This is a genomic window from Vibrio sp. 10N.222.55.B11, assembly GCF_041473705.1.
Lineage (GTDB): Bacteria > Pseudomonadota > Gammaproteobacteria > Enterobacterales > Vibrionaceae > Vibrio > Vibrio crassostreae_C.
Map to the genome: position 1 here is coordinate 114,214 of NZ_JBFRST010000055.1, position 24,179 is coordinate 138,392.

The 24,179-nt window shown below is 46.6% G+C and carries 22 protein-coding genes; 7 read left to right on the top strand and 15 right to left on the bottom strand.

What is annotated here, in order from left to right; translation table 11 throughout:
* Positions 1 to 157 precede the first annotated feature (157 nt).
* Both AB4503_RS19380 and AB4503_RS19385 read left to right on the top strand, forming a co-directional pair.
* Complete coding sequence (locus AB4503_RS19380; protein ID WP_372115594.1) at positions 158 to 3,637, top strand: T6SS effector BTH_I2691 family protein; 3,480 nt, start codon at positions 158 to 160, stop codon at positions 3,635 to 3,637.
* Positions 3,638 to 3,640: 3 nt separating this feature from the next.
* A complete protein-coding gene (locus AB4503_RS19385; RefSeq protein WP_372115595.1) occupies positions 3,641 to 4,597 on the top strand; it encodes a hypothetical protein in 957 nt (318 codons plus the stop codon).
* 231 nt (positions 4,598 to 4,828) lie between these two features.
* On the opposite strand, the gene maiA is transcribed toward AB4503_RS19385, so the two are convergent.
* From maiA to hppD, 4 genes are read right to left on the bottom strand one after another with little or no spacing between them, the layout of a single operon-like run.
* Positions 4,829 to 5,518: a maleylacetoacetate isomerase gene (maiA, locus tag AB4503_RS19390; protein WP_372115596.1), complete on the bottom strand. Its 690-nt coding sequence runs from the start codon at positions 5,516 to 5,518 to the stop codon at positions 4,829 to 4,831.
* Between the two features lie 54 nt (positions 5,519 to 5,572).
* Positions 5,573 to 6,610, bottom strand: a complete 1,038-nt coding sequence (locus AB4503_RS19395; RefSeq protein ID WP_372115597.1) for a fumarylacetoacetate hydrolase family protein — start codon at positions 6,608 to 6,610, stop codon at positions 5,573 to 5,575.
* 12 nt (positions 6,611 to 6,622) lie between these two features.
* Positions 6,623 to 7,753, bottom strand: coding sequence for a homogentisate 1,2-dioxygenase (locus AB4503_RS19400; protein WP_108202338.1), 1,131 nt, complete (start codon positions 7,751 to 7,753; stop codon positions 6,623 to 6,625).
* The gene (gene hppD / locus AB4503_RS19405) at positions 7,746 to 8,819 is read right to left on the bottom strand and encodes a 4-hydroxyphenylpyruvate dioxygenase (RefSeq protein ID WP_372115598.1); all 1,074 of its coding nucleotides are present in this window, start codon (positions 8,817 to 8,819) and stop codon (positions 7,746 to 7,748) included. Before hppD ends, AB4503_RS19400 begins: the two co-directional genes overlap by 8 nt.
* An 83-nt stretch (positions 8,820 to 8,902) precedes the next feature.
* Between hppD and AB4503_RS19410 the strand changes: the two genes are divergently transcribed.
* Positions 8,903 to 9,085, top strand: coding sequence for a hypothetical protein (locus AB4503_RS19410; RefSeq protein WP_372115599.1), 183 nt, complete (start codon positions 8,903 to 8,905; stop codon positions 9,083 to 9,085).
* 94 nt (positions 9,086 to 9,179) lie between these two features.
* Here AB4503_RS19410 and AB4503_RS19415 read toward each other — a convergent pair whose 3' ends face one another.
* The 6 genes from AB4503_RS19415 to AB4503_RS19440 all read right to left on the bottom strand — a co-directional run bounded on the left by AB4503_RS19415 (position 9,180) and on the right by AB4503_RS19440 (position 14,584).
* The gene (locus AB4503_RS19415; RefSeq protein ID WP_372115600.1) at positions 9,180 to 9,839 is read right to left on the bottom strand and encodes an HAD family hydrolase; all 660 of its coding nucleotides are present in this window, start codon (positions 9,837 to 9,839) and stop codon (positions 9,180 to 9,182) included.
* A gap of 1 nt (position 9,840) precedes the next feature.
* Positions 9,841 to 10,860 (bottom strand): ABC transporter ATP-binding protein, encoded by a 1,020-nt coding sequence (locus AB4503_RS19420; RefSeq protein ID WP_102393377.1) that lies wholly within the window; start codon positions 10,858 to 10,860, stop codon positions 9,841 to 9,843.
* A complete protein-coding gene (locus AB4503_RS19425; RefSeq protein WP_004732591.1) occupies positions 10,860 to 11,645 on the bottom strand; it encodes an ABC transporter permease in 786 nt (261 codons plus the stop codon). The genes AB4503_RS19420 and AB4503_RS19425 overlap by 1 nt, the downstream gene beginning before the upstream one ends.
* Entirely contained in the window at positions 11,645 to 12,538 is an 894-nt protein-coding gene (locus tag AB4503_RS19430) for an ABC transporter permease subunit (protein WP_017061233.1), read from the bottom strand. The genes AB4503_RS19425 and AB4503_RS19430 overlap by 1 nt, the downstream gene beginning before the upstream one ends.
* Positions 12,535 to 13,398 (bottom strand): alkaline phosphatase family protein, encoded by an 864-nt coding sequence (locus AB4503_RS19435; protein WP_372115601.1) that lies wholly within the window; start codon positions 13,396 to 13,398, stop codon positions 12,535 to 12,537. The genes AB4503_RS19430 and AB4503_RS19435 overlap by 4 nt, the downstream gene beginning before the upstream one ends.
* Positions 13,399 to 13,459: 61 nt before the next feature.
* Positions 13,460 to 14,584 carry an ABC transporter substrate-binding protein gene (locus AB4503_RS19440; protein WP_137001616.1) on the bottom strand — a complete coding sequence of 375 codons (1,125 nt, stop codon included), beginning with the start codon at positions 14,582 to 14,584 and terminating at the stop codon, positions 13,460 to 13,462.
* A 211-nt stretch (positions 14,585 to 14,795) separates the two neighbouring features.
* Between AB4503_RS19440 and AB4503_RS19445 the strand changes: the two genes are divergently transcribed.
* On the top strand, positions 14,796 to 15,524 hold the full coding sequence (locus AB4503_RS19445; protein WP_372115602.1) for a UTRA domain-containing protein: 729 nt from the start codon (positions 14,796 to 14,798) through the stop codon (positions 15,522 to 15,524).
* A 133-nt stretch (positions 15,525 to 15,657) separates the two neighbouring features.
* Here AB4503_RS19445 and AB4503_RS19450 read toward each other — a convergent pair whose 3' ends face one another.
* From AB4503_RS19450 to AB4503_RS19465, 4 genes are all read right to left on the bottom strand, one after another.
* The gene (locus tag AB4503_RS19450) at positions 15,658 to 16,512 is read right to left on the bottom strand and encodes an amino acid ABC transporter ATP-binding protein (protein WP_102428101.1); all 855 of its coding nucleotides are present in this window, start codon (positions 16,510 to 16,512) and stop codon (positions 15,658 to 15,660) included.
* A complete protein-coding gene (locus AB4503_RS19455) occupies positions 16,505 to 17,170 on the bottom strand; it encodes an amino acid ABC transporter permease (RefSeq protein ID WP_017061228.1) in 666 nt (221 codons plus the stop codon). Before AB4503_RS19455 ends, AB4503_RS19450 begins: the two co-directional genes overlap by 8 nt.
* A gap of 137 nt (positions 17,171 to 17,307) precedes the next feature.
* On the bottom strand, positions 17,308 to 17,946 hold the full coding sequence (locus AB4503_RS19460) for an amino acid ABC transporter permease (RefSeq protein WP_017065132.1): 639 nt from the start codon (positions 17,944 to 17,946) through the stop codon (positions 17,308 to 17,310).
* A 131-nt stretch (positions 17,947 to 18,077) separates the two neighbouring features.
* The gene (locus AB4503_RS19465; protein WP_065584482.1) at positions 18,078 to 18,944 is read right to left on the bottom strand and encodes a transporter substrate-binding domain-containing protein; all 867 of its coding nucleotides are present in this window, start codon (positions 18,942 to 18,944) and stop codon (positions 18,078 to 18,080) included.
* A gap of 239 nt (positions 18,945 to 19,183) precedes the next feature.
* Here AB4503_RS19465 and AB4503_RS19470 point away from each other — a divergent pair, with 239 nt between their 5' ends.
* On the top strand, positions 19,184 to 20,698 hold the full coding sequence (locus tag AB4503_RS19470) for a PLP-dependent aminotransferase family protein (RefSeq protein ID WP_017061225.1): 1,515 nt from the start codon (positions 19,184 to 19,186) through the stop codon (positions 20,696 to 20,698).
* 205 nt (positions 20,699 to 20,903) lie between these two features.
* Here AB4503_RS19470 and AB4503_RS19475 read toward each other — a convergent pair whose 3' ends face one another.
* Entirely contained in the window at positions 20,904 to 22,220 is a 1,317-nt protein-coding gene (locus AB4503_RS19475; RefSeq protein ID WP_017065135.1) for an aspartate aminotransferase family protein, read from the bottom strand.
* A 362-nt stretch (positions 22,221 to 22,582) separates the two neighbouring features.
* Here AB4503_RS19475 and AB4503_RS19480 point away from each other — a divergent pair, with 362 nt between their 5' ends.
* Both AB4503_RS19480 and AB4503_RS19485 read left to right on the top strand, forming a co-directional pair.
* Positions 22,583 to 23,278: a sulfite exporter TauE/SafE family protein gene (locus tag AB4503_RS19480; protein ID WP_017061223.1), complete on the top strand. Its 696-nt coding sequence runs from the start codon at positions 22,583 to 22,585 to the stop codon at positions 23,276 to 23,278.
* 12 nt (positions 23,279 to 23,290) lie between these two features.
* Positions 23,291 to 24,043, top strand: coding sequence for an SDR family NAD(P)-dependent oxidoreductase (locus tag AB4503_RS19485; protein ID WP_017061222.1), 753 nt, complete (start codon positions 23,291 to 23,293; stop codon positions 24,041 to 24,043).
* Positions 24,044 to 24,179 lie beyond the last annotated feature (136 nt).

Below are 24,179 nucleotides of genomic sequence, written 5' to 3' on the forward strand. Positions count from 1 at the left end.
CACTAAACTCAAAAGTTAGAAAATCAGTACAAGTTATTGGATAATCGTACAATTTTTCGTTTATGAAACAACCGTAACAGCGCTTTATAAGGGCTAGACGTTGGTCTAAAACTTGCTTTAAAGCAGGTAATATTAACCTTATCGATTTCGTGAGCTTATGAGCAACCCTCTTCCTCCCAAAACATCCATGCTGTGGAATGACCATCCTTACACGCTCGAAGAAGCCGTTGCTGCGTATGAAAGCGATGGTTCCTTATCTTCATTGACTGAAACTTCAACAGCGCCCTCAAATGATATTGCAGGCTCACCACCTGAGCGCAGCATGTTTTGGGAAGGAGAAACCAAGAAAATAGACCCGCCCTCAAAACCTGAGCCAAGAACGATTGATATGACGCAGAGGAATGAGCCCGAAGAAGGTGGACCGGCACATTTCATTCCAGTACGTTATGCTATTGACCAGCTCGATAGTGAAGACGCTTCACCATTTGGTTTACCAACTAAATGGCAAGGCAAAGGACCAGCAAAGCTCAACACTATTGGCTATACACTCCGTCAGGTGCGCGATGGTTGGCTTTATGTTTATGATTCGGTGAGGAAGGTCCTTGATGAATACGAAGTGAAAGGGACACAATTCACGCTTCATAAACTCGGGGCAGCAGAAAGCCCAGAATCCGAGACGAGGGGAGTGCCAGAGTCCCCAAGTACATTCCTTACTTATACTGAAGGAAGCCTTCTATCTCTTTGCTTTTCAGAACATAGATGGACATGGAAAATGTTTCTTGCTGTGGTGAACAATCCCAGCAGTCATATTGACCGCATGCAAACCGTGGTACTCACAGCGAACTCGCAACAGCACCATATTGCGCCTATCGCTCAACTCTCTGAAGTGGCAGACATCGAAGCCTCTGCTGTCGATGATGGTCGCTTTGCGGATTCAGGAGTGAGTACACAAGCCGATGAAGCCGCCTCCCCATTCAAACCCATTGCCTCTGAAAGTGATTTAACAGCAGCGCTTCCTGAAGAGGAAGCCGCCTATTTTGTGTCCATAAAAGATTACGCCGCTGACATACAAGACATGTCACTGCATTTTGTAGGAGCCGCCAGCCCCTACCGCCTTTTTATTGACCAGTTCTCGAACCAATGGCATTTGATGCAAACCGCCATGCAGTTATCTATGTTTGGGGCGAGTGATGAAATAGACATGCCATGGAGAGTAAAGCGCAATCATCAAGAGCTCGCCTTCTATGGTGACATGGCAGAGTATTATGATTCATCGACCCATCTTGATTTAGCAGAGAAAAACAAAGGGGCAATTCAGTCAGGCTACCCTGCTCAATTTTCTGCGGGTGCTATTGAGTCCAGTCAAAATACACAGTCTGCCGTTGCTCTGTCTATCCAAGAGAAATACGGTATATCCGCCAGTCGTTTTGGCTACTACGAACAGTGGATTGCCAGAGACCGCTGGCGTAAGCAGCTCAACTGGAAGCAAATGCTGAGCGAAATGCAGGCGCTATCAGAGCAAAAAGAGACCATGCTTGCTCGAGTGACTTCCGTAAAGCGTGACTTTATTTCGGTATTAGAAACGCTCACTCCTCATCATCTCGAACGTGTCTTCGACCTTTATAGCGAGGAGACACAATATACCCTCTATCAACTTCACCTGGCGGCGGTAGAAGCGTTTAGCCTTGTGATTGAAGAAGAAGACCGCATTTGGGCAGAAAGCCAATGGGAGAATCCGACCAGCTTATTACCACTCTATACCTCTGGTTTCAGTCGAAGTGTCTATAATGAGTTGAAAAAATCCATTCCCGAGCCCCTATCAACATCGTCAAGCGATGAAGATAAATGGTTAGAGCATGTCTCTTCCGTGAGCAATAAAACGGGGATGTATGCGAAGGTCATGGATTTTGTTACAAACCCAAACACCTCCGAAACCGACATTTTGAAAGACTTGGCAAAAGGCCTTAAAGAGCTCGATACCCTATTCAAAGCCTCTATTAGCGCTGCTTTAAAGGGGGCGTTAGAGCTGGGTGTGAGTTTTACCTCTCAAGCTTCCATTCTATTGATGCCAACGTTGGCTAAGCCATTGCCTCGAAATGGTTTTGTATGGCGAGCGAGTATAGCTGAGCGTATGGCGCAAACGATGCCAGTAAGTATTAATGACAATTATGCTCAAGGTTTTAAGGATTGGAAAACACGCATTGAAGATAACCTTGCTGAGCTAAAGAAAAACAACAGTATTATTGCTGAGGTGAATCAAAACCAGCGCAAGGCGACAGCTAAGTATAAAGAGGCGTTAAAGAATCAGAAGCGGCTTAAAAAACGATTAGCAGTGACCACTTTAGAATATCCACAACGCATTATACTCCCGGACGACCTAGCGAAGGCAACGGTAGAATTTAGGACAAGGGTGATCAGCGAGGCCGCAGGTGATTTGCATAAACTGTTCGAAAACGCAGGTGGATTGGGGTTTCTCGCTCTTCTGTTTAACAGCATTGCCTTGACCGATGCCATGAGCAGTATTGCCGATACAGGCTTGATGAATTCAGATGAATTCTTAGACATACAACAAAAGCTGTTTTACACCGCCAGTGCGTGGACGGGAATTCGGACGGGGAAATTATGGGATAGTGTGAAGGGTGACCCTCGATTAAGGTCACATTCATACAAAGTATTAAAGAAGTTAGTGAGTAGAAGCGAAGATGGTTTTCAAAACCTGATCCTTGATGACTTGAAGGTATTCAATAAATGGCTCGCGATCACAGGTGCTTTGGGGGCGCTAGCTTCAGGTATTGAGGCGTACCGTTCTTGGCAACGAGAAGATGGGTTGTATGGTCGCGAGTTAGTGTTTCAAAGGTTGAGTACAGCTAGTTTAGGCGTAACAAGTGCTATCGCTGCGTGGCAATTTGGTGGTGCATTAACAGGGTGGCTCTCACCTAACATAATATTTGGTGCTCCAATTATGGCTGCTTTAGTTGTAGTAACGATTATTACTTTAGTTGCTAATCACGTCTTGAGTAAAGTAAAACAAGATGATTACCAAAAGTGGTTAGATAAACTGCCTTGGGGTTATCACCCTGCTCGAACTCAGTGGAGCCTATCTGCAAGCTTGCCTGAACGAGAGAAGCATAATTCAGCCTTAATACGTCAAGCGCTGTTTGACTTACAATCTATTATTCAGCAACCTACGGTATACCATCAGCCTATTGAAAAAGTCCAAGCCTATCCGGGTTACACTCATCGTGAATTAATTGGTTTGGACGTGCATATTCAACTGCCACGCCATACAGCAACGAATGGTATTACCGTGAGTACCAATACCAAGGCAACAGAAGATGAGTTGACGTCCGGCTCGTGGCATCAAAACGCAGATCTAGTCACGTTACAAACTCAAGACCAAGCTAGCGCCGAATTGGTGGTGTACAAGGTAACGTTACCGATTAAAGATGCCGATCAATACCTTGCCGTGCAAGTAGCGTATGATGTGGAAGATGATGCCCCGGCCAAGCGTGAGTATTGGTTCCAAAACGGCATAAAACAGAGTGCAACTTATGGCGTGATTTCAGACAATACTAAACAAGACATCATTAAAAAAACACTCACCCCCGTTGTTGGCACATTAGGTTTTCAGGAGTAACCCTTGGCATATTCACCATTTTATATCACACCAGAAGAGTTGGCGGTTTATCAAGAGGCGCAAGAGCAAGAAATACTCGCAGGCGATAATGTAAAAACATGGCGTAAATACGATATTGAAGAGCCAAGTCGATACCTTTATTTGTTCATTTCGATTGTGGCAATGTTGCCGATAATTGTATTTTTCTACTTCCTTGGCTTTTGGGCTGGAGGATGGGTTAATGATGCCATATCGGTGCTTGTCACATTTTTTATGTACTCGTTAAGCTACTACATGTATGGACGAGATTATCGCTATGACTATATTTTTTCTAGCAAAGGCTTTGTGATGAAAAAGCGTCGCAATATGCCTAAGTGGGTAAATACCGCCACGCAAGCTGTTGGTTGGATAGGCGCGGTGGTGTGTGTGACGATGGTAGCGGTGGTTGGCCCAATGGCATTAGCGGGAGCTGGCGCCCTTATTTTACTCTCATTTGGTATGTTAAAACGCCAGCCTGATGAACCAACAGATATGAGAGTCGGAGAGCGTGAAGATTGGCTGTTTGCTGACTACAACAAGAAAAGAAAAGTGGTCCAGCTCTACTTTAAACAGGATAGATGTGAATATATCGATATGGAACATGACACAATTTTCCGTTCACACAGTCGATCCGATTGCTACATATTCTTTAAAACTGAAGCGGATTTAGAATCCATGGTCGCGCAACTTTCAAAGGTCTACAAACTGAATTGTACAGAGGTCGATGACCATAAAAAGCTGTTTGAAGCGAAGCCAGAAGCTAGACTATTTAGCATCCCCGTTTGTAATAGAGAATATCAAACCGATGAGGTGTTTGATTTTAGAGCTACAAACACCCCACTCCCAGAGCGTGAATACCTTTACAATGGCAAGTGGCAAACCGAGTCTGAGATTGAACAATCTAAGGCAGAAGGTACAAATAATCTGAATAGCAATATCTGATATTACCTTTGTCACTCGCGCTAGTTGTAAAAGTGTAGAAACCAAGAAGCCTCCAACATTGGAGGCTTCTTTTTATCCAGATAGTATTAAGATACTAAGCTTCTGAATAAAGACAAAAGCATGCGTTCGAACTCTTATTAGAACAGGTTAAATATTTGGATACTCAGTCCAGGTTTCTCCCCTCTTTTCAAAAAACATCCTCAATTTAGCAAAATAAATCTTTGTTTCCGTTCACATCGGTGCATTCGCATCCGCTTGGTTCTCTGGCATCGCCCCAATAAAAGCGGGTAACTGATTACACGCATCAACAATCGAGTTAATCAACGGATACGGCGACATATCAACGCCAAAACGCAGTGCATTATAGACTTGTGGCACTAAGCAAATATCGACGATACAAGGTGAATAGGTGAGGCTATACACCGAATCACCGTGTGCTTTTCTGTGCTTTGCCAGTTTCTCTTCTAGAGCACGGAAACCTTGGTTCATCCAATGATGAAGCCAGTCCATTCTCGCCTCTTGCTCGCACGACAATTCCCGCTCCAAATACTGCAACACGCGCAGGTTGTTCAGAGGGTGAATTTCTATCGCAATATCCTGAGCCATTGCCAACGCTTGATAGCGCAATGGTGTTTGCTCGGGAATCAACAAGGAGTCTGGGCTGCTCTCACATAAATATCTTTCATCCAAGTATTGCAAAATAGTCAGCGACTGATTGAGTTTAACTTCACCATCCACCAGCACAGGCACTGACTCACTGGCGTTGAGCTCACGATATTGTGGATCATGCTGCTCGCCGCCATTACGCACCAAATGCACCGATTTCGACTCATAGCTAAGTTGCTTTAGGTTCAAGCCAATACGCACCCGATAGGCTGCCGAAGAGCGCCAATAACCATAGAGTGTGATCTTCTTGTTCATAAAGAGCCCTCGTTCATAACGTTCCTCTCTGTCGCTTTACTCTTGTCGCTATCCCTAGCGTGGTCGATATTGACTCACTTTCTGGTCAATCGCGCCAAAGATCGAGTCACCAGCCTCATCAAACATCTCTAGGCGAATCGAGTCGCCAAACGACATGAATTGAGTCGAAGGTTTGCCATCGCGAATCGTCTCAATCATGCGCACCTCGGCAATGCATGAATAGCCCACGCCGCCCTCGGCAATTGAGGTGCCGTGGTCAGTGCCTTGCTTGTTGGAAACCGTGCCAGAGCCAATGATCGCACCAGCCGACAGTGGACGAGTCTTCGCAGCATGCACAACTAGTTCGGCAAAATTGAAAGTCATATCGACGCCCGCATTCGGACAACCAAAAGGCTGGTCATTGTAGGTTGAAGTCAGTGGCAGGTGTACCTTACTGCCTTTCCACTGTTCACCTAGCTCATCAGGCGTAACGGCAACCGGGGAAAACGCTGAAGAGGGCTTAGACTGGAAGAAACCAAAGCCCTTGGCGAGCTCTGCTGGAATCAAGCCACGCAGCGACACATCGTTCACCAACATCAGCAGACGAATCGAATCGTGCGCTTGCTTAGCACTAGCACCCATTGGCACATCTCCGGTGACAACCGCGACTTCACCCTCGAAATCGATACCCCATTCATCACTGGCAAATTCAATATTGTCACGTGGACCAATAAAGGCATCTGAGCCGCCTTGATACATTAATGGATCGACCCAGAAGCTTTCTGGCATTTCAGCACCACGCGCCTTACGCACCAGTTCAACGTGGTTTACATAAGCGCTGCCATCAGCCCATTGATAAGCGCGTGGCAATGGTGATTCACAATACTGAGTGGCAAACACTTCACTGCCAGTCACATGCCCGTTATTGAGCGAGGTGTATAACTCTTCTAACTGAGAAGCCACGCTGTCCCAGTTATCCAAGGCTACCTGCATGGTGGGTGCAAGATGCATTGCGTGGAAAATCTCCGTCGCTGGCACGCACTGTTTGAGATCTTTACTCACGACCATCAATAGGCCATCGCGAGTACCATTTTTCTTGGTTGCTAATTTCATCCTTGTTGCCCCTTACTTCTCTTGCCAACTGTAGACATATTCTTTGTTCTCAACGCTATCAAGTTCGTCAGAGAACTGCAGCGCATGGCGAGTATCGATCATCACCGCGACTTCATCGGTGAACTTTTTCTTATGCGCTTGCCCAGCCTTAAAGGCTTTAGGATGAGGCCCATGAGTGAAGCCCGCCGGGTGGAAAGTCACCATACCCGCTTCAATATTATCGCGGCTAAAGAAGTCACCTGCGTGATAGAACAGCACTTCGTCGTAGTCATCATTGTTGTGATAGAACGGCACTTTCAACGCACCTGGATCGCTCTCAATCGGGCGTGGCACAAAGGTACACACTACAAAGCCTGCGCCAACAAAGGTCGTATGCGCAGACGGTGGCAAGTGGTAACGATGTGACATCAGCGGTCTGATATCGCGCCAATTCACTTTCACCACAGCCAAATCCCCATGCCAACCAATCGCGTCTAAAGGATTGAACGGATAAGTGATCACACTGACTTTGTCGTGGCGTTTCACCTGAACTTGGGTTTGATCTTCGGAGTACTGAGCGCGGAATTGATCGTTGATCGACGGGATTTCAAGAACCGCTGGATCAAACACCGCGTGATTGCCGACCATGCCCTTCTCAGGCAAGGAATAAGCCGCGTCGGTGTTCTCAATCATCAAGATGAACATCGGCTCACTTGGCTCCAAGCGCCAATTGGTTGAGCGCGGGATCATCACGTAATCCCCTTCACTCACCTCTAAATGACCATAGTCGCAATAGAGATCTGCCCTACCTTGGTGAATGAACAGCAGCTCATCACCGTCAGAATTACGCACCAAGAAATCCATCTTCTCATCCATGCGCCACACACGGATTTTGCAGTCCGCATTGTGCAAAAGATGAGGCACCGCCCAAGGGGTTATCTGGCTAGCTTTCTCCACCAGCGTAAAATCAAAAGCGCGAGGACGTAAATCACCCTCCCACTCCGACCAACCTGTTGGGGCATGCTGGTGATGAAAGTGAGCGGCAGGGCCGAAGAAACCACTTCGACCCGCCTCTCGCTCATAGATTGCCTCTTCAGGGAAGTCGGCATGCGCTTGTTTAGAACACACCCCCTCCCGATGAGGAAACGAGATCCATTTATGCATCGTCTAATACTCCTCGACGAATCTGGTCCTCTTCAATCGATTCAAACAGCGCCTTGAAGTTGCCTTCGCCAAAACCTTCGTTGCCTTTACGCTGAATGATTTCAAAGAACACAGGCCCGATTACCGTCTGTGTGAAAATTTGCAGCAAGATGCCGTCTTTGGTCGGCGCGCCATCAATCAGAACGCGTAGGTCGCGCAGCAGATCGGTATCTTCACCGTGGCCTTTCACACGATCATCAACTTTCTCGTAGTAGGTGTCTGGTGTTGGCATAAAGTCCATGCCGCGATCACGCAGAGTCTTCACGGTTTTGTAGATATCATCGGTGGCGAGTGCGATGTGTTGGATACCTTCGCCGTTGTATTCACGAATGAACTCTTCAATTTGTGATTTGTCGTCGGAAGACTCATTGATAGGGATGCGGATTTTGCCACATGGCGAGGTCATGGCTCTGCTCACAAGGCCTGTCAGCTTGCCTTCAATGTCGAAGTAGCGAATCTCGCGGAAGTTACCGATGCGCTCATAAAACCCAGACCATACATCCATATTGCCTTGTTTCACGTTGTGCGTGAGGTGATCGATTTCATACAAGCCAACATTGGCTTCGGCCATGCGCTGTTCCGCATCGTCATAGAATCGGAAATCGACGTCATAGATGCTCTGCTTGCCATAACGATCCACAAAATAGAGCAGGCTTTCACCGATGCCGTAAATGGAAGGAATGCTCAGCTCCATCGGTCCAATTTCTGTTTTATACTCTTCGCCACCGCCGCTGAAAGCTTGTGTCATTGCCGCAGTTGCATCGTTAACACGAAAAGCCATGCCACACACCGATGGGCCGTGAACTTTAGCGAACGCTTCCGCTTGGCTGTGTGGCTGCTCATTGACGATAAAGTTGATGTCACCTTGTCGATACAGCCAAGCCTCTTTTGAACGGTGCTTAGCGATCTCGGCAAAACCAAGTGACACAAACAGCGCTTTAAGTTGCTCGATTCCCTTGTGGTCAACGGCCGTGTATTCAACAAACTCGAATCCATCCGTACCAAGCGGGTTGTATGTATCCACCATGAACTTTCTCCTTGTACCTATTGGTTTTGTATTACGTGTTTTTTGTCCTTAATTAAATTTGGCCCACAAGCGGAAAGATTGGAATGCATCGAAGGAAATGGGCAATAACGCTAAAAACCCGTCAAATTGTAAAATATTTGTTACACACAAAACCTCACAACAACAAAGTGAGTGCTATCAAGGGATTGAAGAGTGGTGGTTTGATTTACAACCAAGCAAGAGATGTTATTGAACTGTTACAGGTGCACTTTTATCAGTTAAGGTGATAAATCAAACATTAGACTGATGATGCAAAAAAGCCGCTTTCATCAGCGGCTTTTTTCGTTCTAAAGCGAACATAATTCAAAGATGGGATCAGCGTTAATCCCAGTTGAGAATCGACCAGTTCGGTTGATCAGCTAACGCTTTTAAACGCGGGCATGGATTCACCAAGTAAGTAAAATCAGCGTGTTCACACAAAGGTAAGTCGTTGATTGAATCCGTATAAAAGTGAATGTCTGAGTAGTTAGTTTCTTGATTGTCTAACCACTCTTTTAAACGGGTGACTTTACCTTCACGGTAGCTTGGCACACCAGATATTTGAGAAGTAAAACGGCCTTGGTTTTCAATCAAATCAATACCGAGTACATTCTCGATACCAATCTTGCGACCCACAGCTTCCACCAAGAAAGTCACGCTGGCAGAGATGATCAACATGTCGATATCATCATTCTCAAGCTGCTCAATCAAAGGTTTCGACTGCTTGAACTGTCTAGGCAAAATATGCTGTTCAACACACTCTTCCACCAATGCGGTGACTTGCTCTGTTGGCATATCGGCCAAAGGCTGCATGGAAAACGTGAGGTAATCTTCCATGTTCAGTTTGCCTTCCGAATACAAGCCCATTAAGCGCTTATCTTCTTCAATAAAGTTGGGCGCTGTGGCAATGCCCTTTTCAACCAAGAACTCATTCCAGAGCATCGCTGCATCGGCATTGATCAGCGTTTCATCCATATCAAATACATACAAAGGTTTGAACATCTTAGGCTCTCACAGGTTGAATTTCGTTAAGGTTAAACAGGAGTTCAAGTTGGCTGCCATTTGCCAACAGTCGTTCAGAGGAACGGTTAAGTAAATCGACGGTTAATTCGCACTCATCAACGTCCACTTGGTAGCGAATCACGTTACCCAAGAGCTGGTGGTTACGAATGGTGCCCGTTTTCGGCGCGGAGATATGCTCGCCATACTGTCGGCCTTGCTCTTTAACGTAGATAGATTCAGGACGAATCGCCACTTTCCACTCGGTTTCAATATTGAAAAGTTGCTTGGCTTTGTTCGCTTGCACCAGATTGTAGTGCCCCATGAACCCAGCAACAAACTCATTGGCAGGTTGAGTGTAAATCTCTTCGGGTGTCCCCGCTTGTACGATCTCACCTTTATTCATCAAGAAGATGCGGTCAGACATGATCATCGCTTCTTCCTGATCGTGGGTCACGAAGATCGTGGTCAGGTTCATCTCTTTCTGAATATCTCGGATCTGTTGGCGTAGGTGTTTACGGATCTTAGCATCCAGTGCAGAAAGCGGTTCATCAAGTAGCAGAATACGCGGCTTGACCACCAAAGCTCTTGCCAAAGCCACACGCTGACGCTGACCGCCTGATAGCTGATGCGGGTAGAATTTCTCTTTGCCCGTTAAATCCACCAGCCCAATCACTTTCGCGACTTCGTGCTTAATCTCGTCAGCAGCAAGCTTTTTCATCTTGAGGCCAAACGCAATGTTGCCTTCAACCGTCATGTTCGGGAACAGCGCATAAGATTGAAACACCATGCCGATGCCACGCTGTTGTGGCACTTGGTGGGTGATCTCTTCGCCGTTGACCCAGATCTCGCCACCATCGACAGGGTTTAAGCCAGCCAAGCTGCGCAGCAGAGTCGATTTACCACAGCCACTTGGGCCAAGCAGAGTAATGAATTCACCCTTCTCAATTGAAAATTGAATGTCTTCAAACACTGTATTGTCACCAAAGCTCTTGGTGAGGTTTTTCGCATTTACATAACTCATTATTTTGTTCCCTGGCTGAAACGACTTGCCAACCAAGTCAGTAAGAAAATAAACAGGAAGTACGTCATCACTAGGGCTGACGTGAAGTGGCCGCTGGTTTGACGCATATTGTATAGGTAGATTTGCAGTGTCTCGTAGCGTGTTCCTACCAAGATGTTGGCGAACACGAACTCGCCCAATAGGAACGAGAACGACAAGAACAGTGACGCCATTAAGCCTTTCTTAAGGTTTGGCAGAATAATCAATAAGAACGCCTTGGTGGTACTTGCGCCAAGCAGATGTGCCGCGTCCATCAAGTCATGCAAGTTGATTGCTTCAAAGCTGTTGGCAATCGCACGATACATGAATGGCAGTGCGATGGTGAAGTAGGTGCCAATCAAAATCCACGGCGTGCCTATCAGTGAGATTTCACTGTCTGCATACAATTGAAGTAAACCAACCGATGACACTACTGGTGGTACAGCGAATGGTAATAAGATCAGGATATTCATTACCTTGTCGAGTTTCGGGAAATAGTAAAACACCACGAAAATCGCAGGCAGAACCAACACCACACTCAATGACAGTGCCGCCACGCAGATAAACAGTGAACGACCAAAGGCTTGCAAGAAGCGAGGATCGGTCAGCAGGTTGATGTACCAATCTAACGTGAAGCCATCCGGCAGGATAGTGGCGCCCCAACGCGAGGAGATCGAGTAGATAAAGGTCGCTAAGATCGGAATCATCATGATGCCGACAATCGAATAGACAACCGTTTTATGAAAGCGAGTATTTACGGTGTTCATTACTTTCTCTTCCCTGCGTAGCTTTTGCTGATCAGCCATTGGTTAATCACAGTGATGAAGGCCAGCATCGCCATCAGAATCACAGAAATTGCCGCGGCTAGGTTTGGTTCTAGGAACAAGTCGCCCGATACCAAGCTCGCAATTCGAATCGTAATCACGTTGTAGTTGCCCGAGGTCAACGCATACACACTTGCGTAGGCGCCAATCGCGTTAGCAATCAAGATGATAAAGGTGCCGAACAAAGCCGGAGATAACACAGGCAGCGCGATTTTGGTCCAGTATTGCCAAGTTTTCGCGCCAAGCAGTGCCGAAGCGGCTTGCCAGTCGTCACTCAGAGCATCAAACGCTGGATAGAGCAACAACACCGCCAATGGGATCTGGAAGTAGATGTAAATCGCCAGCAAGCCCCACTTGCCGTAAAGGTCGAAATCACCCAGCAATCCATACTGCTTGAGCAACAAGGTAATCGCACCGTTGGTCCCAAGGATGATGATGAAAGCGAACGACAAAGGCACACCAGAGAAGTTGCTGCTCATGTTGGTAAACGCAATCACCGCATCGCGGATTTTAGAATCAACGCGGCGCAATGAAGAAACGAGCAGAGTCGCAATCGCTAAGCCAACAATGCTCGACCAAATCGACAGCCATAAACTGTTACCGAAGGCCTGCATCATGAAGGCAGAGTCGAATATTTCAGAATAGTTTTCGAGAGAGAGCTCATCATCATAGAAGAAGCTGTTGATCAGCACCCAAACCATAGGTGCCAGTTGGAACAAGTAGAAAAACAGCGCGAAAGGCGCAAGCCACAAAGCGGGCTTGAAGCGTTGAAACAAAGATTTGGTTTTGGGTTGAAGCGCAGAGCCATCGCTCTGCGTAATTACAGAACTGCTCATAAGGCCAACAATTCCTGAGTGTAAGATTTATCGTGTTCAAGGTTGAGTAACTGACAGACGCTGCCGCAGATATCGGTCTGTTTCACTGAACAGGCTTGGTGTGTGAACTTATCGCCAATCACAAAGAATGGCACTTCACGCTCTTCAGGCAGAGTGCCACCGTGAGACAAGTCATTGTTCATGCCGTGGTCACTGGTGATGATCACTTGATAACCATCGTCTACCCATTTCTCAAGATAGTTTGATAGGTAAATATCCGCGCCACGAGCACTATTACGGTACTGGCGAGAATCCAGCCCATGCTTGTGTCCCATGTCGTCAATGTTCATTGGGTGAATCAGTAAAAAATCAGGCTGATGAGTCACGCGCAAGTGCTCTGCATCCAAGAACAAGGCTTCATCTGGGTAGTGGTCCCAATGGTAGAAACAGCCGTGTTGAATGTTCATGGTCTCATCGTTGGTAAAACGGTCACGCACAGCGTCAAACGGCGCTCGGTTATACAGCTCACTCACCCAATGATATGCCGCAGCAGCCGTCACTTTGCCCTGCGATTTAGCCAAGCTAAAGATCGACTCGTGATTCGATAAACGCACGATTTGGTTGTTAACGATGCCACTCTCGACAGGGCGAACCCCAGTTAAAATGCACTCATACAGCGGGCGTGACATAGATGGCAGCTCACATTGCACAGGGTAAAGCGTGGCGCGCAGCTTGTTTTTTTGCGCGCTCATGATTTGCGAAGTGCCCTGTTTTGTCTGCAAATTGCTTAGTTCTAGAAGACCGTTCAGGTAGCCCATGCAATCACGGGCTACCTGATAGTTCAGTCCATCTAGAACAACAAGGATAACCTTATTGCTCATGGTCTATTCTCTATTGCTTGTTTCTATAAGCCACCTATTGAAGGTGGTGTGTTAAGCGGGGTTATTGCTGGTGAATCAATACGCTTTCTTGCCATTGACGTGGCAGGCGACGTGCTGATTTTTCCCATGCTGAGAAGTCAGTCACTGGGTGAACATTGCTGTATTCATCGTTTGAGATCAGCTTGTCTTGTACTGATTGAGGTAGCGTAACGCTGCTACGGATTGGGCGCGCGTAACCTTCTGCTAGGTTGATTTGGCCTTGGTCGCTGAAGATGTATTCACGAGCCAGCTTTGCCGCGTTCGGGTTTTTCGCGTATTTGTTGATGATGGTGGTGTAACCAGAGATCACTGAACCATCTTGTGGAATACTTACGGTAAAGCGCTCACGGTCGATCTTGTCGCGGTAGTTCAGTGCGTTGAAATCCCACATGATTGCCACTTCCACTTCGCCTTTTTCAAGGTTCGCGATACTTGGATCTGTGTAAGATAGACGGCCTTGCTTCGCTAGTTCACCAAAGAATTTAATCGCTGGTTTCAGGTTCGACTCGTCACCGCCATTAGCAAATGCTGCCGCTAAAATCGCGTTGTTTGCTTGCGCGGCTACGCCGACATCGCCCACTGTGACTTTGTAGTCGCCTTCTAGTAGGTCACTCCAAGTTTTCGGCGCATCTTCAACAAGGTTGTTGTTTGAAATGAACGAGATAGTACCTGTGTAAGCCAGAGCCCAGTGACCATCTTTGTCTTTTGCCCAGTCTGGAATGTCATTCCAAGTGGTTGGTTTGTATGGCTGAGTGACGTTTTTCTTTACGGCCACACGTGCGAATGCGAAACCCACATCACCAATATCAGCGGTTGCGTTTTTCTTCTCTGCTTCAAATTTCGAGATCTCTTGCGCCGAGCTCATATCGGTATCCTGATGCTTCAAACCGTAGTTTGCTTTCAGGTCAGTCCATGTGCCTTTCCAGTTTGCCCAACTGTCTGGCATACCCACACTGTAAACTGCACCCTCTTTTTGAGCGGCTTCAATCAGTGACTCAAGATCAGCATCCTTCGCCATCGCTGGCATTGAAAGTGTTGCCGTAAGTCCTGTTACACCAATCAATTTAGCGGTTGTGCCTATCAATTTTGCAGGTGAACCGATTAATTTAGCTGGCGATACAGTTGAACGGCTAAGCAAAGTTTTCATTGTCTCTATCCTTCTGGACTAGGTCAGTAAGTTCGTTTTGTATGCTATAGCCGGAATGTGACGGTTTGCCGTAAGTTATTTGACAGTTCGAGTGCATTTACGTGGCAGTTATATTTCACTCATATGACAATAAGCCATTGTTTACTGTCACATTCCTGTTAACTCCATGGTTTACCTTATTAAGCACACGAACTTATGGACTAGATCAGTAATGAGAACATTGGGCACCGGGCAATCAGGGACACAGTTAGGAAGAATTAAGGCGAGTATTCGAGAGCAGCTTCAATCAGGCATCTTCACCGAAGGGCAAAAACTGCCATCCGAAAGAGAGCTCAGCAAGCTGTTTTCAACCACACGAATTACGCTCAAAGATGCGTTGGTCTCATTAGAAACCGAAGGTTTGATATACCGAGAAGAGCGCCGAGGCTGGTATGTGTCACCCGAACGTGTTCGCTATAACCCATTATCACGTTCTCACTTTCATCAAATGATTCGTGAACAACACCGCATAGCAGAAACCAGACTGCTCAGCACCCGTACAGAGATGGCGGTAGGCGATTACGCCAAAGCATTAGAGATAGAGCAGATAACGCCAATACACGTGATTGAGCGCTTGCGTTTTATTGATGGTAGAGCAGTGCTGTTTGTTGAAAATGTACTGAAAGCGCCCTTATTTGATGGTGTATTGTCGGAAAACCTCACCATGTCACTAACAGGAATCTACCGAGAAAAATACGGCTACGAGACCCAACGCTCGCGTTTTGATGTGATTCCCACTTCTGCCCCTGCTCATGTCGCCAAGGCGCTGAATTTGGCAGAGGGCCAGCCTGTTTTGAAGATCTGCCGAGTGAACTACAAACAAGACGGTGAGCTAATGGACTGCGAGTTGGAGTACTGGCGACCGGACTCTGTGGTGATTCATATTGATAGTATTGGTTAGCGCCACATGGCCATTTGTATAGTTTTAGGCTTAAGTTTAGGTTTGGGAAGAAAAAGCTAACATACAAAAACTCCGACAAATTCTGACGGAGTTTTTTAACGATCGAACCTTGAAGCTGTGCAAGCTATCTAACTCATGAATCAAGCTTGAGGAACTGTCTTACCCTTGATGAATCTGGGTTAGTGAAAAACTTCTCTGGGTTGGATTTTTCAATCAATATGCCTTTTTCAAGAAACACCACCTGATCCGATACCTGACGCGCAAACTCCATCTCATGAGTCACCACCACCATGGTGTAGCCCTCTTGCGACAGTTTCTTCATCACCAACAACACCTCTTCGACCAATTCAGGATCGAGTGCTGACGTTGGTTCATCAAACAGCAACACATCCGGCTCCATCGCGAGAGCTCTGGCAATAGCGACACGTTGCTTTTGCCCACCCGATAACATGCTTGGGTAGTTCTCTAGTTTGTGCGACATCCCAACCTTATCGAGTTGCTTACGTGCCATCTCTTCGGCGTCTGATTTCGCTATCTTCTTAACGTGAACGAGCGCTTCCATAACGTTTTGCAACACGGTGAGATGCGGCCACAAGTTGAAGCTTTGGAAAACCATACCAAGGCGCTCTCGAAGTTTCGCCAACTCTTTGTATTTGAGTGGCTTACCCGTTTCAGAGTTGATACCAATACGCTCATCACCCATAAAAATCGTGCCGCGCTCTGGCTGCTCTAACCAGTTCATGCAACGTAATAGCGTCGATTTCCCCGAACCTGACGAGCCGAGAATACTCACCACATCGCCTTTGTTGATGTTGAGGTTGATGTCTCGCAGTACTTCGATGCCATCAAACTGTTTCGACAGGTTTTCAACCTTGATGATCGTCTCTCGTTCTTCCAATAGTGGCTCGCACTCAATCACTTCCAAATTCACGCCCAAAGAAGGGTTAATCGGTGCTTCCGTTTCAATAATCTCTGATTGTTTAAGCATGGCTAAGTCCTCTAAGTTCAACTTTGGTTTGGATTCGTTTGGTGATGGTTTCAAGTGCAATACTCACGGCCCAGTAGAGCGCGATAGCAATGATGAACGCATTCAATGGGATGAAGTAGGTTGATTGAATGCTGTTGGCGGCCGCGGTAATTTCTGCGACGGTGATGATGCTAAGAAACGCAGTGTCTTTTAAGCAGATGATGAGTTGGTTCGTGATCAGTGGAACCGACTTAAACAACACATTTGGGGTAATAACTCGGGTAAATGTTTTGAATTTAGAGAAGCCATAAGCGTGCGCCGCTTCGATGTAACCTGGCTCTAATCCTTTACGAACACCTCGGAAAATCTCACAAAAATAGGTACCGTGATAGAGACTTAGCGCGATGATTCCCGCTGTAATCGCATCGAGTCGAATACCAACCTGCGGCAACCCGTAATAGAGCAGGTACGCTAAGATAAGAAACGGCAAGGTGCGCATCATGCCTATCAAACTATTGATGGTGTACTTCACACCAAGTTTTGAGTTTTCGAGGCAATACAACAAACCGATGCCAATGATGAAACTCAAGATTGAAGACGAAACAAAAAGATAAAATGTGGTCACAAATCCTGAAGCAAACAGCTCTTTTTGTTGCCAGATAATATTCCATTCTTCCATATTTACTCCTTAAACTTACCCGCTCAATAACGCATCACAAGCAGGTAAATGGTGTTTCTGACCAAGTAGCCATGACGGCTAAACTGTGGTTGTTGTTGATAGCTGTGACTGAGGTAGATTACTGATAGCCACACTTACTACTGCAGATAAGTAGCTCGGTTTTCAGCCACCGCTTGCAACTTCACCAACACGCCAATAATCAACATGTAAATGGCACCGGCACATAGAATCGGCCCAAGTGGTTCATAGGTAACCGCAGAGATTCGATTGGTGACACGAGTTAGGTCGACGATGCCGATCACCGCAATCGCTGGGCTGCCTTTGATTAAGAACGACATCTCATTGACTAGCGCAGGTAAGCTCATGATCACCATCTGTGGGAACATGATGCGGCGAAAATAAGTGATACGTCTCATACCAATGGCTTCTGCCGCTTCCATTTGTCCTTTTGAAAAGTTAAGAAAGGCATTGCGCCAAATCTCTGCATTGAATGCCGATGTATTGAGTGTGAGAGCTAAAATGGCAGAAACGTGTTTATTTAAATTGATGCCAAATGACGGAAAAGAAAGGAAAATAAACAGAGCCAGTGTCACCAAAGGCGTTGCTCGTGCCCAGCTGACATAGATACCCAGCATTTGATCCACAAACGGGATTTTCATCATTCGAATTAAAGCAATGACTAGCCCGATGACGACACCTAATACAATCGAGACTGCCGATATCCATGCCGTAGCCCACGCGCCCTGTAGCAACTGTTCCCAAGCGTAATAATCCATAAACGACCTCTTTGATAAGCGACTTCTTTCGATAGGTTTTGCGCAAATGACTCATGGGTTAAACCGCTTTGAACCCATTGGCATGGACACAAACAGCCGTTAACTGTTTGTGTCAGCACATGCTTATCCATCTATTGGACTGCTGTTAGCTTGTGATACTGCTCAACGGAAGTGATGGCCTCTGAAGGCAGTTGGTCGAACGACTCACCGAACCACTTCTTCTGCAACTCCGCCATTTTTCCTGTTTGCTCTAGGTGCAGGAAAAACTCCGTTAGGTAAGCCAAAAGCTCAGGATTATCTTTAGGAACTGGCCAGCTAACGAAACCTGGGCCAGAGACTGCTTCGCCTTTTTTGAATACCTTTGACTTCGACTTCACTACCTCGTTAACTGAAACCACACTGTTGATCACATAGTCTATTCGGCCGATTGCCAAGTCGGAATACGCTTCTGGGTAGGATTGATACTGCACCACTTTACCCAAAGATTTGCCTTGTGCTTCGAGCATCACTTCGAGCTCTGGAAGCCTTTCTAGCAAAGCACTGCCCGCTTGTAAGCCCACTGTTTTTCCATCTAAATCGGCTACCGTATTAATATCTTCCGCGTCAGCTCTGGTTAAGAAGTAATGCTGCGCTGAAGCGATAGGTGGAGTGAAATCAAAGGCCTTCAAGCGAGCATCGGTAATGATCGCGCCAGTTAACGCCACATCATATTGACCCGCAGATACCGAAGCGAGTAGTCCTGTCCAAGGTAAGATCTCTTGTTCGATATCGAACTTCGAATATTCACGTAACTCATCAAGCAAATCTTTGTTAATCCCCGCAGGCTTACCGCGGTCGATATAGTTGAATGGAGAGTAGTTGTCTTCTGTCGCCACTTTCATGAAGCCTTGCTTTTCGATGGCTGCAAGCTCCGATGCTTGTGCGACTCCAAAACAACCCAGTACAACTGTCGCTGCCGCTGTTGAAACCCATGCCTTCATCGTCATTCCCTGTTTCATACGCTTTCCTTATCGAGATTATTTGCCTGCCTTTACTTTATGAACGGAATGCATCGGAGACGTAGAGCCAATTTAATTTTCAGGTTGGGACAGAACGATTTTCTAGTTTGGGACAACGTAATTTTCGGGGTTGAGAGAGAGCAAAACACACTCTTAAAACATCAATATAAACTCTGGCGCATTTCTTGCTCTTTTATACAAATTGGACTGAGGTTCACTGAGAATAAGGACTGTATCTCATGGCGATAAATCACAATTGTTTCATCGAATTTGATTCCAAAAGAAGCCTGCAAGAACAAGTACGTAGCTATTTGGTGACGGCGATATTGAATGGTATTTTTCCGGCTGAACAAGCGCTTCCGTCTTGTCGTAAGCTGTCTAGCCAATTGGGTGTTTCACGCAATACTGTCTCGTTGGTGTACGACAGTTTGCTCGACGATGGCTACCTCATCAGTAAGCCTCGCAGTGGTTATTACCTTTCAGAAAAGTATGAAAACCCGAGTGATACTATCGACGCGAGTTTGGATCATTTTGAATCAGCCGACAGCGACAATGCACCGGATTGGAGCAAACGCGTTAAGCTGCAATTGGGCCAATACCCACGCATCGTCAAACCCTCGCATTGGAGTTGTTACCAATACCCATTTATTTTTGGCCAACCCTCTATCAATGACTTCCCATTAGCTCAATGGCGAGAAGCGACAAGAAAGGTCACCTCAGACCCACATGATCACCGCTGGCTTTGCGACAAGGTCGATAAAGACGTCGACATGCTGGTCGAACAGATACGCACAAGGGTGCTCCCACAGCGCGGTATTCATGCCCAAAGTGATGAGATCCTCATAACCTTAGGTTCGCAGAATGCGCTGTATTTGATTTCGACTTTGCTCATGAACCATCAGAGTCGAGTCGGAGTCGAGAACCCCGGCTACAAAGAAGCGAATCACATCTTCAATCTCTCTGGCGCGCAGTTACACCCGCATCAAGTGGATGAACAAGGATTGAGATTCAATGAGCACTCTTCACTGTGTGATCACTTCTATGTCACGCCTAGCCATCAAGCTCCAACCGGCGTCACCATGAGTGATGAGCGTCGAACTCAGTTACTTGAAATGGCCAAAGCCAATGACGCGGTAATTATCGAAGATGACTATGACGCCGAGTGCAACGTGGAGTGGAATCCTAAACCCGCGCTAAAAGCCAATGACAAGGAAGGGAGAGTCATCTACGTCAGCAGCTTCTCTAAGCTACTGGCACCCGGCTTGAGGTTAGGCTACATCGTGGCACCTGAAGAGTTAATCTACGATCTTAGAATACTGCGTCGCTTGATGTACCGACATGCGCCAAGCCGTGTTCAGATGGAAGTAGCGCACTTTATTGAACAAGGCTACTACGACAGCTTTGTGAGGCGCTTTAGAGAAAACACTCGCCAGCGCTGGAAGCTGATCAACGATGCTGTCTTGAAGTACTTACCTGACTGCAAGCGACTGGCTCAAAGCGAGCAGGCCAACTCTCTGTGGCTACAAACGCCCAGCCACATCAATAGCCAACGCTTAGCGTCACGAGCCGCACAAAAAGGGATTTTGATTGAGACAGGGTATTCTCACTTCATGACCGATCCTGAAACGAAGTTGAGCAATGAAACTTCATCCGAATTTGATCCTAATTCTTATTTCAGGTTGGGCTTTCACGCCATCGACAAAGACTTGATCGCCCCCGGCATCAAAGAGCTGTCAGAGGTAATGAAGAGCTAGCATCACAAAGGGTTATGTAGACGTTGTTATTCAAGACAATGACGTAAAAAAGAGCATCAATCGATGCTCTTTTTCGACTATACCTAACCAATTGGAAGCTAGACACTCAAAAGCCAAGCACTCAGGAAAAATAAGCACTTTGAAAAGAACGGGGAATCCTTTGCCAAAGTGCCTTGGTTGCTGTGCTAGCTATCTTATTGAAGAATTAAGAAGCAAGTTCAAACAACACTTCATCAATGATCTTAACGCCTTTCTTTATCTCGCTTGGCTGAATAACCAAAGGTGGCGCAACGTGAATGCGGTTATTCACAATGAAGGTCAACAGGCCTCGCTTGGTCAATTGCGCTTTCAATTGCCCCATTTTTTCATTGCTCAAAGGTGTTTTACTTTCACGATCTTCCACCAGCTCTACAGCCCAGAACATCCCTTTGCCGCGCACATCACCAATCATAGGGTGCAACTCTTGAAGGCTCAGTAGAAGCGGCCCTAAAACGCTGTTACCGACGTTATCAGCGTGTGTGACAATGCCCTCTTGCTCCATCACATCGAGCGTTGCAACGATAGAAGCCATCGCCAAAGGGTGACCTGAGTACGTTAAGCCGCCCATAAAGAAGTTTGACTTAAAGTACTCAACGATCGGTTCGCTGACCACCACGCCACCAGCCGGCACATAACCCGAGTTCACCCCTTTCGCAAAAGTAATCAGATCTGGCACTACATTAAAGTGCTCAAACGCAAACCACTTGCCCGTGCGGCCAAAGCCGACCATCACCTCATCAAAGATCAGCTGAATACCATGTTTGGTTGCCAGCTCACGCACGCCGATAAGGTAATCTTTGGGCGGAATGAGAAAACCAGCCGTTCCCGGAATGGTCTCTAGAATAATCGCTGCAATCGCTGTTGGCCCTTCGCATTCAATCACTCGCTCTAAATGCTGCAGGGCACGCTCACTCTCTTCTGCCTCAGTCGCCGCATTGAACTCGCTTCGATAGAGAAATGGATTGAAGAAGTGAACGTGCCCACGGCTATACTCGTTTGGAATTCGACGAAAGTCCCCCGTCGCAGCAATCGCAGTACCTGTATTGCCATGGTAAGAACGGTAAGCAGATAGCACCTTGTCGCGCCCTGTGAATTGTCGCGCCATGCGAATCGCGTTTTCGTTGGCGTCTGCGCCTGCATTGGTAAAGAACACCTTCTTAAACGAGCTTGGCGCTTTCGACAAGATGCGCTTGGCCGCCAAACCGCGAGTGAGGTTGGCGGTCGCAGGGGCAACGGTTACCAATGAGTCCGCTTGATCTTTAATCGCTTTGATCACTTGTGGATGCTGATGACCAATGTTGGTGTTAACCAGTTGGCTACTAAAATCAAGGTACTCTTTACCTTCGTAGTCCCACATTTTGCATCCTTGCCCACCCGCAATGGCGATAGGCTCCGCTGCTTCTTGAATCGACCAAGAATGAAATACGCTCTTGTCGAGGTCGATAATATCTTGGTTCACAAGCTGTTCTGTTGATACTTCCATTTCATCGTCTCCATTAACAACACTAGATTCACAGCCGCTCGTGCTTGGCTCGTCTTCGAGAATGAAAGACACAAAACACGACATTGAAAAGGCTGCGCTATCGGATGGAATAATCTTCATCCCAAACAGGGCGGAGGTCATAGTGTCAGTTTCAACAAAACATTGGGCCAGTACATCAGCCCAAGTCTCATCCCCGATCCAACAAACAGCCTGACCCAATCCAATCGTCGATCTGGCTCTATTCAAAACTCTTAGGTGTGAATAGATTGAAAGGCAGACGAGACAGGTCTCATCGAACTCTAATTAACGCAGCAGCAATATCAAAAGCAAAGAGGTGAGCAAGAGTGGAATTAGGATTAGCGATGACATTGATTCTGTTTGCAGGAGTAGTTCGAGGCTATTCAGGATTTGGGTTTGCGATTATCGTAGCGCTTTCCCTCAGCTTTATTGTTCCACCATTGCAAGCGGTAACCATCGCTATCTTGTTGGACTTTTTAAGTGCCTTTCCTCTGCTCAAGCGAAGTAAAACCACCATCAATATCCGGCTTATTGCGCCGCTGTGTATTGGCATGTTGGTTGCGGTGCCTTTCTCGCTGTATTTCATTAGCACGATATCGGAATCAGGCTTGAAGGCCTTTATCGCGATGATGTCTTTGGTCGCTGGCACGCTGATTATTTTGGACTTACGCCTCACTTGGTTGCACCAACGACACGCGTTTTGGGCGGGAGCCATTTCGGGGTTTAGCATGACCACCGCTTCTTCAGGAGGTCCGCCATTAGTGACGTATTTGATGAACCTGACCATTAAAACCAGTGAACAGAGAGCCACCGCGATTGTGTTTTTTCTGCTGAGTTCAGCGATTTCACTGATCGGCTTCATATGGATTGGCGCATTTAACCAAGAATCGTTCATCACAGGTTTATGGCTATTACCGGCAGCTTTGATTGGCAATGTACTGGGGCAAAAACTGTATCTATCAGTACCCAACTTGTCTGCAAAAACAACGACCGCGCCGATTTTGATCGGCATGGCACTACTTATGTTAATTTCAAATTAGAAGGATGTATTTATGGATAAGATAGCGTTCATTACAGGGGCAACCTCTGGTTTCGGTAAAGCGGCAGCAAAACGTTTTGCAGAAGATAACTGGTCGTTAGTGCTGTCTGGTCGTCGAATCGAAAGGCTACTCGACCTAAAGGAAGAATTAACGGTGCCTGTGCATGTAATTCAACTCGACGTTCGAGACGCAGACGCCGTAAAACAAGCCATTGATTCATTACCCGCTGAATTTTCATCGATTACCGCATTGGTCAATAATGCTGGGTTAGCTTTGGCACCAGAAGGCGCGCCTGATGTGGACTTGAAAGACTGGCACACTATGATCGATACCAATGTCACAGGCTTGGTTAATGTTACTCATGCGCTGTTGCCTACGTTAATTAAAAAAGGCGCAGGAAGCTCAATCATCAATGTTGGGTCAATCGCCGGACAGTGGCCTTACCCAGGAAGCCATGTGTATGGTGCCAGCAAAGCGTTCGTAAAGCAGTTCAGTTACAACCTACGTTGTGACTTACAAGGCACAGGGGTACGAGTGACTGACCTCTCCCCTGGTATTGCAGAAACGGAATTTACTCTTGTAAGAACTAAAGGTAACCAGACGGCTTCAGACAACCTTTACCAAGGCACTACACCGTTGTCAGCAGAGGATATTGCCGAGCAGATGTTTTATATCGCAACCTTGCCAGATCACATCAACATTAACCGAGTCGAAGTGATGCCGACACGTCAAGCATGGTCTGCGTTCGCAATCGATAGAGATTAAGTTCAAACCGACACATACAAAAAAGGTGGTCTTTTCAGGCCACCTTTATCATTTCTTTCACACGATACTTCAAATATAACCAACGGCATAAAAGACTATGTCTAATTCGCCTCATTACTCTTTTAATGAAAGTAAG

What these genes read in the sequence shown, in the direction of transcription:
- AB4503_RS19435 (WP_372115601.1), bottom strand. Translation starts at nt 13,398, where the DNA reads ATGAGCAATAAGGTTATCCTTGTTGTTCTAGATGGACTGAACTATCAG.
- AB4503_RS19380 (WP_372115594.1), top strand. Translation starts at nt 158, where the DNA reads ATGAGCAACCCTCTTCCTCCCAAAACATCCATGCTGTGGAATGACCAT.
- AB4503_RS19450 (WP_102428101.1), bottom strand. Translation starts at nt 16,512, where the DNA reads ATGCTTAAACAATCAGAGATTATTGAAACGGAAGCACCGATTAACCCT.
- AB4503_RS19400 (WP_108202338.1), bottom strand. Translation starts at nt 7,753, where the DNA reads ATGCATAAATGGATCTCGTTTCCTCATCGGGAGGGGGTGTGTTCTAAA.
- AB4503_RS19475 (WP_017065135.1), bottom strand. Translation starts at nt 22,220, where the DNA reads ATGGAAGTATCAACAGAACAGCTTGTGAACCAAGATATTATCGACCTC.
- maiA (WP_372115596.1), bottom strand. Translation starts at nt 5,518, where the DNA reads ATGAACAAGAAGATCACACTCTATGGTTATTGGCGCTCTTCGGCAGCC.
- AB4503_RS19425 (WP_004732591.1), bottom strand. Translation starts at nt 11,645, where the DNA reads ATGAACACCGTAAATACTCGCTTTCATAAAACGGTTGTCTATTCGATT.
- AB4503_RS19460 (WP_017065132.1), bottom strand. Translation starts at nt 17,946, where the DNA reads ATGGATTATTACGCTTGGGAACAGTTGCTACAGGGCGCGTGGGCTACG.
- AB4503_RS19465 (WP_065584482.1), bottom strand. Translation starts at nt 18,944, where the DNA reads ATGAAACAGGGAATGACGATGAAGGCATGGGTTTCAACAGCGGCAGCG.
- AB4503_RS19455 (WP_017061228.1), bottom strand. Translation starts at nt 17,170, where the DNA reads ATGGAAGAATGGAATATTATCTGGCAACAAAAAGAGCTGTTTGCTTCA.
- AB4503_RS19410 (WP_372115599.1), top strand. Translation starts at nt 8,903, where the DNA reads ATGCATCGAAGGAAATGGGCAATAACGCTAAAAACCCGTCAAATTGTA.
- AB4503_RS19470 (WP_017061225.1), top strand. Translation starts at nt 19,184, where the DNA reads ATGGCGATAAATCACAATTGTTTCATCGAATTTGATTCCAAAAGAAGC.
- AB4503_RS19420 (WP_102393377.1), bottom strand. Translation starts at nt 10,860, where the DNA reads ATGAGTTATGTAAATGCGAAAAACCTCACCAAGAGCTTTGGTGACAAT.
- AB4503_RS19415 (WP_372115600.1), bottom strand. Translation starts at nt 9,839, where the DNA reads ATGTTCAAACCTTTGTATGTATTTGATATGGATGAAACGCTGATCAAT.
- AB4503_RS19485 (WP_017061222.1), top strand. Translation starts at nt 23,291, where the DNA reads ATGGATAAGATAGCGTTCATTACAGGGGCAACCTCTGGTTTCGGTAAA.
- AB4503_RS19395 (WP_372115597.1), bottom strand. Translation starts at nt 6,610, where the DNA reads ATGAAATTAGCAACCAAGAAAAATGGTACTCGCGATGGCCTATTGATG.
- AB4503_RS19480 (WP_017061223.1), top strand. Translation starts at nt 22,583, where the DNA reads ATGACATTGATTCTGTTTGCAGGAGTAGTTCGAGGCTATTCAGGATTT.
- AB4503_RS19445 (WP_372115602.1), top strand. Translation starts at nt 14,796, where the DNA reads ATGAGAACATTGGGCACCGGGCAATCAGGGACACAGTTAGGAAGAATT.
- AB4503_RS19440 (WP_137001616.1), bottom strand. Translation starts at nt 14,584, where the DNA reads ATGAAAACTTTGCTTAGCCGTTCAACTGTATCGCCAGCTAAATTAATC.
- AB4503_RS19430 (WP_017061233.1), bottom strand. Translation starts at nt 12,538, where the DNA reads ATGAGCAGTTCTGTAATTACGCAGAGCGATGGCTCTGCGCTTCAACCC.
- hppD (WP_372115598.1), bottom strand. Translation starts at nt 8,819, where the DNA reads ATGGTGGATACATACAACCCGCTTGGTACGGATGGATTCGAGTTTGTT.